The organism is Sphingobium sp. TKS (assembly GCF_001563265.1).
GTDB lineage: Bacteria > Pseudomonadota > Alphaproteobacteria > Sphingomonadales > Sphingomonadaceae > Sphingobium.
The window spans coordinates 1,785,039-1,801,149 of record NZ_CP005083.1; the positions used below are offsets into that span (position 1 = coordinate 1,785,039).

Annotated in this window: 17 protein-coding genes; 8 read left to right on the forward strand and 9 right to left on the reverse strand. The window is 63.7% G+C overall.

Features of this window, described 5'->3' with window-relative positions:
• The first annotated feature begins 204 nt into the window (after positions 1–204).
• The 4 genes from K426_RS08985 to K426_RS09000 are packed head-to-tail and all read left to right on the forward strand — an operon-like array spanning position 205 to position 3,256.
• On the forward strand, positions 205–945 hold the full coding sequence (locus K426_RS08985) for an SDR family NAD(P)-dependent oxidoreductase (RefSeq protein ID WP_066556083.1): 741 nt from the start codon (positions 205–207) through the stop codon (positions 943–945).
• An 18-nt stretch (positions 946–963) separates the two neighbouring features.
• Positions 964–2,037: an MFS transporter gene (locus K426_RS08990; RefSeq protein WP_082748497.1), complete on the forward strand. Its 1,074-nt coding sequence runs from the start codon at positions 964–966 to the stop codon at positions 2,035–2,037.
• A 30-nt stretch (positions 2,038–2,067) separates the two neighbouring features.
• Positions 2,068–2,403 (forward strand): hypothetical protein, encoded by a 336-nt coding sequence (locus tag K426_RS08995; protein WP_145907221.1) that lies wholly within the window; start codon positions 2,068–2,070, stop codon positions 2,401–2,403.
• 10 nt (positions 2,404–2,413) lie between these two features.
• Complete coding sequence (locus K426_RS09000) at positions 2,414–3,256, forward strand: fumarylacetoacetate hydrolase family protein (protein WP_066556089.1); 843 nt, start codon at positions 2,414–2,416, stop codon at positions 3,254–3,256.
• Positions 3,257–3,392: 136 nt separating this feature from the next.
• On the opposite strand, the gene K426_RS09005 is transcribed toward K426_RS09000, so the two are convergent.
• The gene (locus K426_RS09005; RefSeq protein ID WP_237229988.1) at positions 3,393–4,298 is read right to left on the reverse strand and encodes a transporter; all 906 of its coding nucleotides are present in this window, start codon (positions 4,296–4,298) and stop codon (positions 3,393–3,395) included.
• A 255-nt stretch (positions 4,299–4,553) separates the two neighbouring features.
• On the opposite strand from K426_RS09005, the gene K426_RS09010 reads away from it, so the two are divergent.
• Positions 4,554–5,027 carry a CYTH domain-containing protein gene (locus tag K426_RS09010; RefSeq protein WP_066561571.1) on the forward strand — a complete coding sequence of 158 codons (474 nt, stop codon included), beginning with the start codon at positions 4,554–4,556 and terminating at the stop codon, positions 5,025–5,027.
• A 107-nt stretch (positions 5,028–5,134) separates the two neighbouring features.
• On the opposite strand, the gene arsH is transcribed toward K426_RS09010, so the two are convergent.
• Genes arsH through K426_RS09035 form a run of 5 tightly spaced genes read right to left on the reverse strand, consistent with a single transcriptional unit; the run spans position 5,135 to position 7,645 of the window.
• On the reverse strand, positions 5,135–5,872 hold the full coding sequence (gene arsH, locus K426_RS09015; protein ID WP_066556092.1) for an arsenical resistance protein ArsH: 738 nt from the start codon (positions 5,870–5,872) through the stop codon (positions 5,135–5,137).
• Entirely contained in the window at positions 5,869–6,537 is a 669-nt protein-coding gene (locus K426_RS09020; RefSeq protein ID WP_066556094.1) for an aquaporin, read from the reverse strand. The genes arsH and K426_RS09020 overlap by 4 nt, the downstream gene beginning before the upstream one ends.
• Positions 6,534–6,968 carry an arsenate reductase (glutaredoxin) gene (arsC, locus tag K426_RS09025; protein WP_066556097.1) on the reverse strand — a complete coding sequence of 145 codons (435 nt, stop codon included), beginning with the start codon at positions 6,966–6,968 and terminating at the stop codon, positions 6,534–6,536. The genes K426_RS09020 and arsC overlap by 4 nt, the downstream gene beginning before the upstream one ends.
• On the reverse strand, positions 6,965–7,303 hold the full coding sequence (locus tag K426_RS09030) for an arsenate reductase/protein-tyrosine-phosphatase family protein (protein WP_066556099.1): 339 nt from the start codon (positions 7,301–7,303) through the stop codon (positions 6,965–6,967). Before K426_RS09030 ends, arsC begins: the two co-directional genes overlap by 4 nt.
• 12 nt (positions 7,304–7,315) lie before the next feature.
• Positions 7,316–7,645 (reverse strand): ArsR/SmtB family transcription factor, encoded by a 330-nt coding sequence (locus K426_RS09035; RefSeq protein ID WP_066556102.1) that lies wholly within the window; start codon positions 7,643–7,645, stop codon positions 7,316–7,318.
• Between the two features lie 295 nt (positions 7,646–7,940).
• On the opposite strand from K426_RS09035, the gene K426_RS09040 reads away from it, so the two are divergent.
• Together K426_RS09040 and K426_RS09045 are read left to right on the forward strand one after the other, a co-directional pair.
• Positions 7,941–8,603 carry a peroxiredoxin gene (locus K426_RS09040; RefSeq protein WP_066556104.1) on the forward strand — a complete coding sequence of 221 codons (663 nt, stop codon included), beginning with the start codon at positions 7,941–7,943 and terminating at the stop codon, positions 8,601–8,603.
• Between the two features lies 1 nt (position 8,604).
• Entirely contained in the window at positions 8,605–9,648 is a 1,044-nt protein-coding gene (locus tag K426_RS09045) for an MBL fold metallo-hydrolase (protein ID WP_066556106.1), read from the forward strand.
• A 233-nt stretch (positions 9,649–9,881) separates the two neighbouring features.
• Here K426_RS09045 and K426_RS09050 read toward each other — a convergent pair whose 3' ends face one another.
• Positions 9,882–10,505 carry a ParB-like protein gene (locus K426_RS09050; protein WP_237229990.1) on the reverse strand — a complete coding sequence of 208 codons (624 nt, stop codon included), beginning with the start codon at positions 10,503–10,505 and terminating at the stop codon, positions 9,882–9,884.
• Complete coding sequence (locus K426_RS09055) at positions 10,483–12,102, reverse strand: SulP family inorganic anion transporter (RefSeq protein WP_066556108.1); 1,620 nt, start codon at positions 12,100–12,102, stop codon at positions 10,483–10,485. The genes K426_RS09050 and K426_RS09055 overlap by 23 nt, the downstream gene beginning before the upstream one ends.
• Before the next feature lie 103 nt (positions 12,103–12,205).
• Between K426_RS09055 and K426_RS09060 the strand changes: the two genes are divergently transcribed.
• Positions 12,206–13,051 carry a hypothetical protein gene (locus K426_RS09060; RefSeq protein WP_145907223.1) on the forward strand — a complete coding sequence of 282 codons (846 nt, stop codon included), beginning with the start codon at positions 12,206–12,208 and terminating at the stop codon, positions 13,049–13,051.
• Here the strand turns inward: K426_RS09060 and K426_RS09065 are convergent.
• Positions 13,042–16,110 carry an efflux RND transporter permease subunit gene (locus K426_RS09065; protein WP_066556112.1) on the reverse strand — a complete coding sequence of 1,023 codons (3,069 nt, stop codon included), beginning with the start codon at positions 16,108–16,110 and terminating at the stop codon, positions 13,042–13,044. The two genes, K426_RS09060 and K426_RS09065, sit on opposite strands and share 10 nt — an antisense overlap.
• Position 16,111: the final 1 nt, after the last annotated feature.

A 16,111-nucleotide genomic window follows, 5' to 3' on the forward strand; every position in this document is an offset into this window, starting at 1 on the left:
CGGGAGGCGCCAAGGTCATCCCAGCCGGGATGCGGCACAATATCGTGAATGTCTCCGACCAGCCATTTCGTTCGATCGATATTGATATCAAGTCGACCGAGCGCCCGCTGACCGATCCTTCGGACAGTCGGCTATTGACCAGCCCTGAGCAGGCGCGCGCATGAGCGGCCGTCTCTTAAGAATATTGTACAGGAAGCGAATGGTGTGAACTTGATCGGTAAAGTCATCGTCGTGACCGGCGCGGAATCCGGGATCGGTCGTGAGATAGCCAAGACATGCAGTGCGGAAGGGGCGACACTGGTTCTGGCGGGGCTCAGCCTGTCGGGGATGGAGGAAACGGCGGCGCAGTGTGGAGGCGATCACATCTCCTGCTGCACGACGGACATTTCCGATGAAGCGCAGGTCACGTCATTGGTGGCTCACGCCGTACAGCGCCATGGCGCCATGCACGGATTGGTCGCCAATGCCGGCATCACCGGGCCACGAAACGCGCTTGTCGACATAGCGTTGCATGACTGGCGGAGCGTCATCGACATCGACCTGACGGGCACATTCCTGACCGTGCGCGAAGCCGCCCGTCACATGATAGAACAGGGGCAGGGCGGTTCGATCGTCATCACCGGATCGTCGACGGCCATTCGTCCTCTGTCTGGATTCCTGCCCTATATCGCAGCCAAGGGTGGCCTGCATGCGATGGCCGAAGCGTTGGCGCTGGAACTGGGCTCTCACAGGATTCGTGTGAACACGCTCGTTCCGGGAACGACCGCGACGCCTCTCACCCACGCGATGGATGGCTATCTGGCCAAGGCGGCTCTGGCGCTGCCGCTCGGCGAGGTCACCGAAGCCGCGGAATTGGGGCGCTATGTTGCCTTCGCACTGAGCGATGCTGTGCCACATATGACCGGGAGCCTGCTGAAAGTGGACTCCGGTCGCACCGTGGCCTGAGTTGGAGTGCCCCTCAGGATGACGGATCCTCAAGTGCACATGCCACCTTCCGGCGTAGCCGACGCGGCACCTTCGCGCCGATTGGCCAAGGCGCAAGCCTGGACCGTTACGGCCCTCTTGACGCTGTTGACCGTGGTGTCCTTTGTCGATCGGCAGGTGCTGGCACTGCTGGTCGACGATCTGAAGGCTGATCTCAAGATCAGCGATATCCAGTTTGGCGTGCTGATTGGCCCGGCCTTCATCATCACATATAACCTGCTGCTGATGCCAGCGGCGTTCCTTATCGATCGCTGGAACCGCAAACTGCTCCTGATCTTCGGCTGTGTGCTCTGGACGGCCATGACCGCCTTGTCCGCCTTTGCCCAAAGCTATGAGCAACTTGTGACGTTGCGCCTAGGACTGGCTGTGGGAGAGGCGTTTCTTGGACCGATTGCGATATCGATCATCGGAGACTTGTTCTCCCGCGACGAGCGCTCGCTGCCAACTGCGGTTTTCGTCGCAGGGGGAACGGTCGGAACGACCAGCGCTACCTTCTTCAGCGCGCTGGCGTATGAATGGGCGATGTCGATCCATCTGGTCCTGCTCACGATCGGCGTTGCCGCGCCCTGGCGGCTGACACTGATCGCGGTTGCAATGCCGGCGGCCATACTGGGCGTGTTGTTCACTCTTTTTGCGCGCGAGCCGATGCGGGACACTGCCGACCCTGGCGATAGACCCGACGCCGTGTCTCTGGGCACCCATACGCGAAGCCACGGGGTAATCTATCTGCCAGCCTGTCTGGCGGCCGGGTTGGTGCTCATGAGCAGTTCCGCGATCAACATCTGGGGGCCGGCATTCCTGATGCGGGCCCATGGTCTGACACAGGTGGAGGCAGGATATCTGCTGGGAGCGACATCGCTTGTCGTCAGCGTGACGGGGCTGCTCAGCTTTCCCATACTTGCCCGATGGCGCGCCCGATCACGTCCGCGCAGCACCGCCATGACGGAGATATCCGCTGCGGCCACAGCATGCGCGATACCCGGTTTGGCTCTGGCGGGCCTGTCAGGCACGCTCTGGATATCCATGGCCGGCGTGGGGATGTCGCTGGGCTGACTGGCTTGTGCCCTTGCCTTGCCGACGCAATTGATCCAGCTTCACACGCCGTCTTCGATCAAGGCCAGGGTCACTGCCTTTGCCTTGTTCGTGATGTTCCTTATTTCTATCGGCATCGGACCGGTGCTCATACCCATCGTCGCGCAGGCGGTCTTTGCTGGCCCCTTCGCCCTCGGTCGGGCGCTCGCCGTCAGTGGCGTGCTGGCCTGTGGCGGGGCGCTTCTGTTAAAGCTGTGGTTGCATCGTCAACTTATGCTCATGCGTGGCGACGGACCTTTGCTGAGGGCGGACGCGTCGGCAGAAGCAAGCGCGCCGCAATACCACTTCATGCAGAGTAAGAACGGCCTGGGAGCCGAACCAGAATAGGAGAAGAGGGATGAAGATTGCGCGTATCGGCCCTTCCGGCGGCGAGAAGCCCGCAGTGATCGACGAGCAGGGCATCGTCCGCGATGCCAGCGGCCTGATCGGTGAATGGTCGGGGGCGACCCTGGTTGAGGAGCTCAGGAAGCTGGAGACGGTCGACCTTTCGCGGCTTCCGGTCATCTCTCCTCCGTTCCGATATGGGCCGCCCGTCAGCGGCATCGGGAAGATAATCGGGATTGGCCTCAACTATCGGTCGCATGCCGAAGAAGCCGGAATGGCGCTTCCTGCCGAGCCGGCCTTTTTCCTGAAGGCGACCTCGTCGATCATCGGTCCGAACGACGATGTCATGTTGCCCAGGGGGAGCGTAAAGGGTGATTGGGAAATCGAGCTTGGTGTCGTGATCGGAAAGGCGGCGCGATATGTCAGGGAGGCCGATGCCATGGATCATGTCGCCGGCTATTGTATCGTCAACGACGTTTCGGAACGTGAACTACAGCTTGAACGCGGCACGCAATGGACGAAGGGAAAGTCCTGCGATACGTTCGGCCCAATCGGCCCCTGGCTGGTGACCCGTGACGAGATAGCCGATCCGCACAACCTGCGCTTGATACTCACCCTCAACGATGAGGTGATGCAGGATGGTCATACCGATGATCTCGTCTTCACCGTACCTCAATTGATAGCGCGAATGAGCGAGATTTTTACGTTGCATCCCGGCGATATCATATCGACCGGAACGCCCGGTGGTGTGGGGCTGGGCATGCGTCCCTCGCGGTTCCTGAAGGCCGACGACGAGATGCATTTGCAGATCGGGGGGCTCGGCGAGCAACGGCAAAAGGTCATGGCCCATCAATGAAGAGCAGCCATATTCGATGCTCCCCCGCATCGTCATAAAAAGGGACGAGCTATCGGATCGGGCTGGACGAGGCTGCCGAGTCCGATATGTCGAAGGTTTTGCAACTGTTCGCCGTTTCCCTGGGCCAGTCCGAAAGTCAGCGCCGCATGAAGCCCATCCAGCGCAGTAGCGCATAGGTGATGGCGGCCGCACCGGCTGCCAGAGCGGTCGCGTGCCATGTCCCCCAGGGGTCTTGCGCGAAGGGCAGGCCGCCCGTGTTCATGCCGAAAATGCCCGTCACCAGTGTCGCGGGCAGCATCAGCGCCGTCACGATCGAGAGGATGTAGAGATTCTGGTTGGTGCGCTGCGCCTCCTGAATATCCAGTTCCTCCCGCAGCAGGCGAAGCTGACCCTGGACGCCCAGAATATCGGCGTCGAGCGACTGGAGCCGCTGCGCCACCTTCTCGACACTGGGCAAAAGTGCGGTGGGCAGTTCCTGATCCTTTTCCAGCCGCTGGAAGACGCTGCGCATACCCGACAGCAGCCGGTGAAGCTGCGCCAGCCTGCGCCGGATGCCGATGAGGTCGCGGGCCGAAGGGGGGTGATGGCCGTCGAGAAACGCGTCCTCGGCCCGCTGGACGTCCAGGCTGAGCGTACGGCTGATGTCGGCGATATTGTCCGCGATGGAATCGACCAGCAGTTCCAGCGCCCGTGCGGGATCGATGGCGGTAGTGGCATGCTCCAGCCGTTGGCGCGCGATATCGGCGGACCGCAAGGGGTGCATGCGCGTCGTCAGCATCAACTCGGGCGTCAGGGCAATCCGCAGCGCGCCGATGCGGGCCGTGTCGATCACGTCGAAATCCCGTTCGAAATCGTGCAGCACGCATCCGACCGCCCTGCCGTCGACCAGCGAGCGCTGATGCGTGTCGGGGGAAAGCAGCATTTCCCGCAGGGAGGACGGCAGGCCAGCCTCCCGCTCTATCCAGGCGCGGGTGCCGCGATCGGCCAGGTTGAGATGCAGCCAGCGGAAGGCGCCGGCGCGATCAGCCTCGCACCGGTCCACAGGCCGCGATCCTCCTGCCGTGAAATCCAGACCCCATATGAGTCCCGGACCCATATCCGCCATCGGCACGGAGATGCGAAAGAGGGGATCCTGCTGAACAGTCGTGGCGCACATCTCCCGTCGAACCGGCCCTATAAAGCGGCAGGATGACATTATGGTGGCATTACTGGTGAATTACGGGACTCGCCTTCGCCCGGCGGCATCGCTAACATGGATCAGCCGCTTTCTTTCCGGCGATCCCATGTCAGGATATTTATGCCAATAGAGATTGAGCGCAAATTCCTTGTCGTGGGCGATGCATGGCGGCAGAGGGCCGATAAGGGGCGCTGCCTTCGTCAAGGCTATGTCGCGCATGAGGCGCATGCGAGCGTGCGTGTCCGCCTGTCCGATGAGGGAGCCTGGCTCACGTTGAAGAGCGGGCGAGCGGGCATCGTGCGGGACGAATTCGAATATGAGATTTCGCGCATCGATGCGGAGGATATGCTCGACAGGCTGTGCGTCGGCCCGGTGATCGAGAAGACGCGCTACCGCGTGCCCCATGGCGGCAAGATCTGGGAGGTAGATGTTTTTGCCGGCCGGGCGGAAGGGCTGGTTCTGGCCGAAATCGAACTGGCTGCCACGGATGAACCGTTCGATCTGCCCGACTGGGCGGGCAAGGAAGTCACCGACGATCCCCGCTTCCGCAATTCGGCTATCGCTCTGATCCCGATGGCCGAAGTGGCCGCCTGAAAAGGCCTGCCGCTAACAGCGCACCAATGTCACCGGCACCGGCTCTATGCCGTGCGCCAAGGCCCGTCCTTCTGACCGGGGCGCCCCTTGCTTCCCCGGTCAACCCATCAGGCCCGTGCAGCCGTGATGGAGGGATGTTCCGTAGCCCGGATTCCAGCGGCCTTGCGTTCGGAATAGCGGTCGACCAACTGCGCGGCATGGGGCCGCATCAGCACGGTGATGCGAACCAGCTCCTCCATCACGTCGACAATGCGATCATAATAGCTGGATGGCCGCATCCGACCCTCTTCATCGAACTCCTTATAGGCCATGGCTACCGACGACTGATTGGGGATGGTGAACATCCGCATCCACCGCCCCAGAAGGCGAAGGGTGTTCACCGCGTTGAAAGACTGCGAACCGCCGGACACCTGCATGACCGCCAGGGTTCGGCCCTGGGTCGGGCGCAGTCCCTTCATCTCCAGCGGCAGATGGTCGATCTGCGCCTTCATGATGCCGGTGATCTGCCCATGGCGCTCCGGGCTGCACCACAGCATGCCCTCGGACCACAGGGCATGTTCGCGTAGCTCGTGGACCGCCGGATGATCGTCGCCCTTGACCTGATCGGGGAGCGGAAGGTCCGATGGATCGAAAATCCGCGTCTCTGCGCCGAAATATTCCAGCAGCCGCGCGGCTTCCTCAACGGCCAGCCGGGAGAAAGATCGCTCCCGCAGCGATCCGTAAAGCAGCAGGATACGGGGTGGATGCTGGTCGTTTCCCAAACCGAGGGCAGGGCGGCGGTGGACAAACTCCTGTTGCAATGCCGGCAGGTGATCGGCGGCCAACAGCGGGCGCAAGCGGTTCATGCAATGTCTTTCCGATTCTCACCGAAGATGGCTTCGGAGGCCAGATGGGCGACAAGGGCGCCGGCGAATTGCGCGGCAATGAAGCCGGGCACGCTGGTCGGGGCGATACCCGCAAAGCTGTTGCTGAGCGACCGGGCGATGGTGATCGCCGGATTGGCGAAACTGGTCGACGATGTGAACCAATAGGCAGCCGTGATGTAGAGCGCGACGCTGGCCGGCACCCATTGCGGATGCGTCTTCGCGGTTCCGATAATGGTCAACACCAGGCCGAAGGTCGCGATGCCTTCTCCGGCCCATTGGCCGATGCCGCTGCGAACCTTTTCCGAAACCTCCCAGATCGGCGCGCCGAACATGATATGCGCGGCCCAGACGCCGAGAATGCCGCCGATCAACTGAGCGCACATATATTGCAGGGCCGTGCTTGTCCCAATGTGGCCGCGCAAGCGCATCACCAGCGTCACCGCCGGATTGAAATGCGCTCCCGAAACCGGCCCCAACATGGTGATGAGAACGAAGAGGATTGCGCCTGTCGCTAGCGTGTTCCCGAGCAGAGCGACCGCGCCATTCCCGCCAGAGAGCGTCTCTGCCATGATGCCCGAACCGATGACGGTCGCGAACAGCATGAAGCTGCCGAGCGCCTCTGACCAAAGTGCCGAACGATTCATCCGTGCAGCAGGCGATGGCCGGATGCGTCGATGACCTGCTCTCCATCTTCCTTGGCAAAGGCGGCTTTTTGCGCTTGCGGGAGCAGGTCCAGAACCGCCTCGGACGGGCGGCACAGTTTCACGCCCAAGGGCGAGACAACCAGGGGGCGGTTGATCAGAATGGGATGCGCCATCATGGCATCGATCAGCGCGTCATCGGACAGCGTTTCATCGCCAAGGCCCAATTCGGCATAGGGCGTGCCTTTTTCGCGCAACAGCGCGCGAGGGGCAATCCCGGCGCGAGCGATCAGGCTTTCCAGCATGGCGCGCGAAGGGGGCGTCTTGAGATATTCCACGACGTGCGGCTCGATCCCGGCATTGCGGATCATCGCCAGCGCGTTGCGTGACGTGCCGCATTCAGGATTGTGGTAGATGATGATGTCGGTGGTCATTCGGTGGCTCCCGCCTTGCTACTGGCGCCGTCGCCCTGACCGATCTCCCTGAACTGACGGCGCGTTGCCATCTCATCGAGGCTGGCGAGGGGCAGCGCGAGGAAAAGGGAAATGCGGTTTCGCAGATAGTGGAGCGCGCGCATGCCCGCAGTATCGAAGCCAAGATCCTCCAGCACGGCGATCGCCATGGGATGCACCGCGCCTTTGGGCTGGCTCCCGGCGCTATAGGCGCGAAAGCGGCCTTCTCCCAGCTTGTTCATCAGCGCCTCGCCCAGAATGGAGCGGGCCGAATTGCCGGTGCACAGAAAGAGGACGTTATAGATTTTGTCGGTCATGGCCTGATACCTTCAGCAGCAGGTGAGTTCAGCGATCAGAGGCTCGCAGAGCTCGCGGCGGCCCTCGCAACAATCCTTGGCGAGATAGAGCATCAGGTCGCGCAATTTGGCGATGTTCGCACGCTGGATCATCTGTCGGCCGCGCTTCTCGGCCAGGACCAGCTCCGCCGCGACGAGGACGGCCAGATGCGTGGAAAAGGTGCTCTGGCTCAGTCCCGATGCGTCGACAAGCTGCCCGGTGGAAAGACCCTCGGGTTCCGCGCGGACGAGGCGTTGAAATGCCTCCAGGCGAGTGGGATGGGAAAGGGCAGCAAGGGCGCCGAGTGCGTCTTCGATTTCCATTCATCGTCTATTACCGATGAATTGGCTGTCGTCAATATCTATCGAAATTATCCGATGCGTTTAATATTCCAGAGACATGGCTTGCGCTTATCCTTGGCGGACGCTGTCGATGACGCGCCGGATATTCCCAGCGCCGCCAGGGTGCCGGCGACATCCCGACAGTCCCGGGACAAACCGCTCAGTGCCGATCCGCAAGAACACGGAACCCCAAGAAATAATCGCCTTGCCTGCCCCGCCATGATAGATTTCCCTGCCCGCCGATCCAGGTAGGCGCGAGTCTTTGCAGGGAGGAACCATGACACTCTCGATCGGCAGCAAGGCCCCCGACTTCACGGCGCAGACCACCAAGGGCGAAATCCGCTTCCACGAATGGCTGGACGAAAGCTGGGGCATCCTCTTTTCGCACCCCAAGGACTTCACCCCCGTCTGCACGACGGAGCTGGGCTATCTCGCCCGGCTGACCCCCGAATTCGCCAGCCGCAACTGCAAGGTGATCGGCCTGTCGGTTGACCCCGTCGGCAATCATGAGCGCTGGCTGGCCGACATCAAAGCCGCGACCGGTGGCGACGTCACCTATCCCATCATTGGCGACAGCGACCTGAAAGTCGCCCAAGCCTATGAAATGCTCCCCGCCAGCGCCGGAGATAGTAGCGAAGGCCGCACCGCCGCCGACAATCAGACGGTCCGCACCGTCTACCTGATCGGCCCTGACAAGCTCATCAAGGCGATGCTGAGCTATCCCATGAGCAGCGGCCGCAATTTCGACGAGGTGATGCGCCTGCTCGATAGTTGCCAACTGACGGCAAAGCACAAGGTCGCGACCCCGGTGAACTGGAAATGGGGAGAGGATGTCATCATCGTCCCCGCCGTGTCCGACGAGGAGGCGAAGGAACGCTTCCCCGAAGGCTGGACCAGCGTCACGCCCTACATGCGCGTCGTCCCCCAGCCCCAAGACTAATATGTTCTTCGCGGTCTTTCAGGATGGCGAAGGATGCAAATCCTATATCATCGCCAATGAGGCGTGCTGCGCGGCGGCCATCATCGACCCGGCGCTGGATCTGGTCGACCGCTATCTGGGCGAGGTGAACCGGCAAGGCTTACGCGTCCGCTACATCATCGACACGCACACCCATGCCGATCATTTCTCCGGCGCGCGGGCGCTGCGGGAGGTGCTGCACGCTCCCATCGTCATGCACCGCTTCTCCCCCGCGCCCTATGTCGACATGCATGTGGAGGACGGCCATTCGCTGCCGCTGGGCGACATGCGGATGCGCATCCTCCACACCCCCGGCCACACCCGCGATTCCATGTGCATCCATGTCGAGGATCGCCTGTTCACTGGCGATACGCTGCTGATCGGCGGCACCGGGCGCAGCGACCTGCCCAGCGGCGACCCGGTGCAGTTGCATGACAGCCTGTTCCACAAACTGCTCGACCTGCCCGACGACACGCTGGTTTTCCCGGCCCATGATTATAAGGGTCGCGAAGGCTCTACTATAGGGGCCGAGCGCGCCAGCAATCCCCGCCTCGCCAAGACCGATCAAGGCGAGTTCGTCACGTTGATGAACAGCCTCAACCTGTCGGCTCCCACCCACCTCACCGAAGCGCTGCGCACCAACATGTCCGGCGGCAAGACCGTGCGCCAGTTGCTGGCCGAAGCGGGCGCCAAAGTGCCCTTCATGGCGATGGACGAACTGCTCCGCCGTTTCGAACTGCGGGCCAATGATTTCGTCATCCTCGACGTGCGCGAAAAGGACGCCTTCGCCGCCGGCCATGTGCCGGGCGCCATTCACCTGCCACGCGGTCAACTCGAACTGCGCGTCAACGAAGTCCTCCCCGACCCCAGCGTGGAGGTGCTGACCGTGTGCGAACTGGGCAAGATTTCCACGCTGGCGGCGGCCACGCTGCACGAACTGGGCTTCCACCGCGCCACCGCGCTCGACGGCGGCATGGCGGCATGGCGAGAGAAGGGGCATCCGCTTGAAAAAGCCGGGCCAGCCTGACCGCGGGTTCCTGCATGGGAGGCTTTCGTACGAAGGCGCCCGAAACCCTTCACCATTCCGGTTACTCGGCTGTGGGGTTGTCGATCCTGGAAGCTACCGTTCGTGGAAAGACGTGCCAATAGGTCTGAGAGGCCGAATCCGGGGTATTCCGGCTTGGGCAGTTTGGAGCAAGCATCTCGGTAAAACCGCTGCTCGCGAATGGCGTATACGCGCCTTCAGTTTTCTAGAAATCCTTATTCGGTGCACCCCGCCCAGCCGGGGAGATGCGCTGCTTCCCTGGATCGCGCCAAAGCGAGCGCTTTGCGCAGGCAGGCATCGAAATCATCACGCAGGCGGGCAAGCTTGATCCTTTGACGAAGGAAATTGGCCCAGAGAAATTCGGCATAGAGAATGTCGGCTTTTGCATAGCCGCCTGCCCTTCGTAGTGCTCCGGCCAGGGATCGATAGGGATCGTCGGCAAGCCTGCCGATATGTTTGGGCAGCGCTTCATAGTCGTGCCGCAGTCCCTTTTCGTCAAAGGGATGCAGCCAGTTGCGATTGTCCATATAGGTGAGGAAGGCCGCCCTGTTGAGATGGCCAAGGTCGGCCACCACGCTGACCAGGATATGGACGACCCCCTCTTCATGAAGGGCGCGGGCAAGGTGGTGGTGATCGACCATCCAGCGTCTGCCCTTGGGGCCGATCACGACCGGGATCATATGGCGTCCCAGGAAATCGGGCCGGTCGCGATCCGCGCGGATGCTCCATTCATGCCGTTTGCGCGCCACCTCGATCAAACCGACCGTCATCTGCGTGGGGCGCAGTGCGGCCAGTTCGACCGAATGCAACAGGGGTTCAGGGCTGACATGCGGCATCATCTTTTTCCCGTTTCAGTGCTTGCACGGCATCGTCCACACTATAGCTGCTGCGCGCGATCAGATCGGTGGCGCCCGCGGTGCGCATCAGGTCGCGGACATGGTCACGCACCCGCGCCAGTTGCACGGTGATGCCGCTCGCCCGCATCATGGCGTCGAATTCGGTCAGGGCATCCAGCGCGGTGCTGTCGATGTCGAAGCTTTCCTCCAGGCTGAGTATCAGCATACGCCTGTCGGGCTCCGCGCGCAGCAGGTCCGCGACACGCCCCAACACCCGCTCGGCATTGGCGAAGAACAGCGGCTCGGCGGGGCGCAGGATCATCATGCCATCCGGGCTGACCGCATCGCGGTGGCGCAGCAGGTCGACATAGTCATGCCCTGACCCCAACTGGCCGAGTTGGCTGAGCTGCGGCGCCGCCAGACGCTGGATCAGCAGTGCAAGCGACAGGGCTATGGCAAAGAGCATGCCGTCCAGCACGCCCAATATCAGCACACCAGCCGCGGCTCCAAAGGCCGTCAGACTATCCCGGCGGATGCGCCAGAGCCGAAGCAGCGGGCCGGGGTTAAGCGCATGGAGCAGTGCCGCGATGACCACCGCCGCCAGCACCGGCTGCGGCAGCCGTGCGACCAGCGGCATGGCGAAGATCACCAGAGCCCCGAGCGCGCCTGCCGCCACCAGTCCGGCCCAGCGGCTGCGCACGCCGGCTGCCTCCGCGGCCGATCCGGCGGAAAAGCCCGCACCCACCGGCATGCCTTGCACCATGGCGGCGGCGAGATTGGCGACGCCCAATGCCGCCATTTCCCGATTGGGGTCCACCCGGTCGCCATGGCGCAGCGCCAGGCTGCGCATCGTACCCCAGCTTTCGGCAAGGAGGATGAGGACGATCGGGGCCGCCAGCTGGACAAGCCGGGACAAGTGTTGCCAGTCCGGTAGAGTGATCCCTTCCCAGCGGGGGATCAGGTCGATCGTCCCGACGCTGGCCACCCCCCGGCCTGGCAGGTCGAACAGCACCGACGCGCCGATCCCGCCCGCCAGGACCAGGAGGGCGCCCGGCAGGGACGGCGTCCGCTTCAGCGCCAGCAGTGCGGCCAGGGCGGCAAGGGCGGTGGCGATGCTCGCCATGTGCCAGCCACCCATATTGTCGAGCAGCGCCAGCAGCAGCGTGCCGATCGCCGGTCGATGCAGTGGAAGGCCGACGATGATCGGCAATTGCTTGATGATGATCGTGATCGCCAGGCCAAAGGCGAAGCCACGCAGGACGGGACGCGATATGAAACTGGCCAGCCCGCCCAGCCGCGCCGCCGCCATGACGCAGAAGATCAAGCCGGCCATGGCGACGATCAGCGTTGCGGCAGCGCTGCTGGCGCCTGCCTGCATAGGAAGGGCGGCGAGTGCCGCGGCCAGTATCGCGGCCGAGGAAGAGGTAGGGGAAATGATGGCAAAGCGGCTGCGGCCAAGGATCAGATAGGCACAGGCACCGGCGATGGCCGCCAATATGGCGCGCTGCGGCGGCAGGCCCGCTATGCCCGCATAGGCGATCGCTTCGGGCAGCATCAGGCCCGCAATCGAAAGCCCGGCGATGGCATCGCGCCCCTGCATGGTTGGACATCCTCTGCACAGCCCGTCCCAAGGGCGTGGCGCCATGTTTCGCAAGCCATGCGCCGGACGGCAAGAGCCTGTTGGAGCCAGATATGATTTCTGCGTGCCAACTGAGGCTGGCCGCTTCCGCGCCGTCTTCTTCATGAGCGGGGAGGCTGGACAGATGTCGGGACACGCACCCTTTCTATCGGCGATAGCTGTTGGATGGCTCGGTCTGACATGGCCGGTTTCCGCTGTGGCGGGAACGGACCTGGTGCCGCGAGCGGACAATGTGCTGATGGCCCAACTGGAGGCCCGTCTTGCAGACAAGGATTTGTCTGCATCGAAACGCCCGCCGGGATTGACCCTGGGCAACGGCCTGAGCGCCGAAGATCGCTTCGACCTTGCAAACAGGAAAGTCCGTTCAAAGACGCTCGGCATTGGACCTGTGGAACTTGCGCTGACGGCGGGCAGGGCGGCCAATTTCGCACAGCGTTATGATATGCCCTATGCGGTGGATCGCTGGACACTCAAATTCGTCGGTGCCAGCGCGTCCTTGTCTCTTCTGTCCGGCGTCGACTTCGTCCTGGACGCGGAATATGCGCGCATGGCCCGAAGATTGTCGGTTCTGGAGGTGACGCCGCACCGGCTGGCAACCGGGATGGCCCGGCTGGGCGGCGGCTTTTCGTTCGGTGAGAACGCCCGGCTGATGCTGGATTATATATCCGTCGCGCGGTCAAGGCACCAGGATGATTTGACGCGGATGGCTGAAGCTCTTGGTGGTGCCCCCGTGACCGGGCGTGGGCCGGAATTGTCCTTCGCCCTGGGCTCAGGCACGGAAAGCGGGCAAGGCAATTGGCGTTTTTCGCTGGCCTCCCTCCAGCGCCCGATGAGCGATCTGGGACTGGCCGCGGATGGCGATATCCGCACCGATGCCCGCGCCATGTTGAGCTTCACCCTTCATCTTTGAGCGTGCCGCCAGCGCAGGATGAGGACCGGCAGCAGCAGCAGGCTCATCATCGTCGAACTGATCAGGCCGCCCAGGATCACCACCGCCATCGGTCCCTGAATCTCGCGACCGGCCTGGCCGGAATCGATCGCGAGCGGCGCAAGGCCAAGGGCGGTGACGAGCGCGGTCATCAGGATCGGCGTGACCCTCTCCCTGGTGGCCCTCAACACGGTGTCGAGCGACCAGGGCGCGCCTTCCGTCTCGACGAGATGGTCGGTGTGGGACAGTAGCAATATGGCGTTGCGCGCGGCAATGCCGAACAGGGTGACAAAGCCCACCAGCGCCCCCAGCGACAGGGTGCCGCCGGTCAGCAGCACGGCGACGACACCGCCCGCCAACGCGAAGGGGGCGCCGGACAGAATCAGTCCGGCCGGCCGCGCCCCGCCAAAGACGAGCGACAGCAGCCCGACCATGGCGATGGCCGCGAAGGCGACGTTCAGCAGTAATTGGTTCGAAGCCGCTGCCTGTCCTTCGGCCGCACCGGCATAGTCCACATAGACGCCCGGCGGCAGATGGATCTGCGCCGCGATGCGGGCGCTGGCGGCGCGGACGAAGCCGCTGACGTCCGAGCGCGTCGGATTCACGGTGACAACCTGCCGCCGCTGGCCGCCATCATGGACGATGGTGGAGCGGCCTTCCTCCTCCCGGATCGTGGCAATATCGCCAAGGCGCGTCGCGGTGCCGTCAGCGGCGCGGACAAGCATGTCACCGATGCCCTCCGGGTCCTGTCTCAGTGACGGCGGCAGAGCGAGCGCAATGTCCACGGTGCGGTTGGCATCGCTGGTCTGCGCGACGACATGGCCCTGAAAGGCGATCTCTATGGCATCAAAGGCGTCGTTGGCGGTGATGCCGTGCAGCGCCATGCGGTCATGGTCGAGGCGGATGCGCAGCACGGGCGTTCCGGCAGGCGCCTTCACCTGCACATCGGCGGCGCCCGGCACCTGGCCAACCACCCGCGCAATCTGTGCGGCGACACGATCCAGCGTGTCGAGATCGGCGCCGTAGACACTGATAGCCACCGCCGCCGTTTCGCCCGACAGGCTTTCGCCGATGCGGTCGCCCAGGAAAGTCAGCACCTCGGTCTGGATGCCGGGATAGCGGGCCAGAACGGCGCGGATGCCCGTCTGCGCTGCTTCCTCGCCCGCGCCGTTGACGGGCTTCAGTTTGACATGGAACTCGCTGTGATTGGGGAGGAATGTGTCCTCGCCCGCTTCGGCGCGGCCCATCTGCTGCTCAACCGTCGCGACCTGCGGCAAGGTCAGCAGGTCGTGCGCAATGCCCGCGCCGGTCCGGCGCATCCAGTCCATCGACGCGCCGGTGGGTCCGATCACCTGCAACACATAATGCCGCTCGCGAAAGGCGGGGAGCAGTTCGTTGCCCAGCGACAGGAACAGCAGGCTGCCGACGATCCCCGTCAGGGCGGTGGCGAGGGCAACCGGACGCGGATGGGCGCAGAGGCGGCGCACGAGCCGCTCATGACCCGCCTTGATGCGGGCGATGAAGCGAGGCTCGTCGCGGTGCGCTACATTGCGCAGCAGCAGATAGGCAAGCGCTGGCGTGACACTGACCGCCACCAGCAGCGATGCCGTCACGGCCAGCGCAAAGGCCAGCGCCAGCGGGCGGAAAAAGGCGCCATGCAGGCCGGTCAGCATCAGGATCGGCGCCATGGTCAGCAACAGCACATAAGTCGCATAGACCACAGGCGCCCGCACCTCGACCGAAGCGGCCTCCACCACGGCGGATCGCGGCATGTCCGTCGGGGCGAGGCGCAGGCGGCGGGCGATATTCTCTATGTCGACAATGGCGTCGTCGATCACCACGCCCAGCGCCACGGCAAGGCCGCCCAGCGTCATGGTGTTGATCGTCTGCCCGAAATGATCGAGTACCAATATCGCAGCCAGCAGCGACAGCGGAATGGAGAGAAAGGCGATCAGCGCCACGCGCAGGCTGCGCATGAAGGCGATCAGCACGAAACCGATCAACAGCCCACCGACAGCCAAGTCATGGCGGATGCCCGCCAGCGCCGTCTCGATGAAATTGGCGGGGCGGTGGAGCGCGGGATAAAGCGTCACCCCCTGCGCCGCCAGCGCCGGTCGCATGTCCTGCAACGTCTTCTCGACCGCCAGCGTGGTGTCGAGCGTATTGGCGCCATACTGGCTCGACAGCGCGAGCAGCACGCCCGGCTTCCCCATGATGAGCGCATCGCCAAATTGCGGGGCGGGCGCATCGACCACATCGGCGACGTCACCCAGCCGCAGCGATCCGCCATTGGTCGGCGTCAGCACCGATTGGGCAAGGCTTTTCGCGGTCACCGCGCCATTGTCAGGCTGTACCAAAATGCGTTGATTGGGCGTGTCGGCAAAGCCGCCGCCGCGCACGGCGGCGCTCGCCTGAATGGCACTCGACAGGTCGCTGATGGACAGGTTGCGGGCGATCAGGTCGGCGGGGCGCAGGCGGATTTCGATGCGCCGCTGCTCCCCGCCGAAGACATTCGCGCGCGCCACCCCCGGCACGGCAAGCAGGCGCGGCCGCACCGTCCATTGCACCAGATCGCGCAGCGCCAGCGGGCTGATCCGCCGCGAAGTGAAGCCGATCTTCAGCAGGTCCATGGTCGAGGAGGTGAGCGGCGTCAGTTGCGGCGTTCCCACGCCTGCGGGCAGGCGCGCGGCGGCATCGCCCAGCGCTTCGGCCACCACCTGCCGCGCGCGATAGGGGTCTGATCCTTCCTTGAAGGTGACAGTGATGACCGACAGACCCTGGATCGATTCCGACCGCACGGATTCCACGCCATTGGCGCCGTTGACCACGGTTTCGAGCGGACGGGTGACCAGCGCCTCGACCTGTTCGGGCACATAGCCGGGCGCTTCGGTCTGGATCGTGGCCTGCGGCGGCACGAAATCGGGAAAGACGTCATAGGCCGCGCTGTGCAGCGCAAGTCCGCCGATCAGCAGCAGGAGCAAGGCGGCGGTCAGCACCGTCCAGGGATGGCGCACACTCTGGCGGACGATGATGGCGAGCATG

Excerpts from the sequence above, each read along its gene's own strand:
- K426_RS08990 (WP_082748497.1), top strand. The coding sequence starts at position 964 with ATGACGGATCCTCAAGTGCACATGCCACCTTCCGGCGTAGCCGACGCG.
- K426_RS09000 (WP_066556089.1), top strand. The coding sequence starts at position 2,414 with ATGAAGATTGCGCGTATCGGCCCTTCCGGCGGCGAGAAGCCCGCAGTG.
- K426_RS09010 (WP_066561571.1), top strand. The coding sequence starts at position 4,554 with ATGCCAATAGAGATTGAGCGCAAATTCCTTGTCGTGGGCGATGCATGG.
- arsH (WP_066556092.1), bottom strand. The coding sequence starts at position 5,872 with ATGAACCGCTTGCGCCCGCTGTTGGCCGCCGATCACCTGCCGGCATTG.
- K426_RS09020 (WP_066556094.1), bottom strand. The coding sequence starts at position 6,537 with ATGAATCGTTCGGCACTTTGGTCAGAGGCGCTCGGCAGCTTCATGCTG.
- arsC (WP_066556097.1), bottom strand. The coding sequence starts at position 6,968 with ATGACCACCGACATCATCATCTACCACAATCCTGAATGCGGCACGTCA.
- K426_RS09030 (WP_066556099.1), bottom strand. The coding sequence starts at position 7,303 with ATGACCGACAAAATCTATAACGTCCTCTTTCTGTGCACCGGCAATTCG.
- K426_RS09035 (WP_066556102.1), bottom strand. The coding sequence starts at position 7,645 with ATGGAAATCGAAGACGCACTCGGCGCCCTTGCTGCCCTTTCCCATCCC.
- K426_RS09040 (WP_066556104.1), top strand. The coding sequence starts at position 7,941 with ATGACACTCTCGATCGGCAGCAAGGCCCCCGACTTCACGGCGCAGACC.
- K426_RS09045 (WP_066556106.1), top strand. The coding sequence starts at position 8,605 with ATGTTCTTCGCGGTCTTTCAGGATGGCGAAGGATGCAAATCCTATATC.
- K426_RS09050 (WP_237229990.1), bottom strand. The coding sequence starts at position 10,505 with ATGATGCCGCATGTCAGCCCTGAACCCCTGTTGCATTCGGTCGAACTG.
- K426_RS09055 (WP_066556108.1), bottom strand. The coding sequence starts at position 12,102 with ATGCAGGGGCGCGATGCCATCGCCGGGCTTTCGATTGCGGGCCTGATG.
- K426_RS09065 (WP_066556112.1), bottom strand. The coding sequence starts at position 16,110 with ATGCTCGCCATCATCGTCCGCCAGAGTGTGCGCCATCCCTGGACGGTG.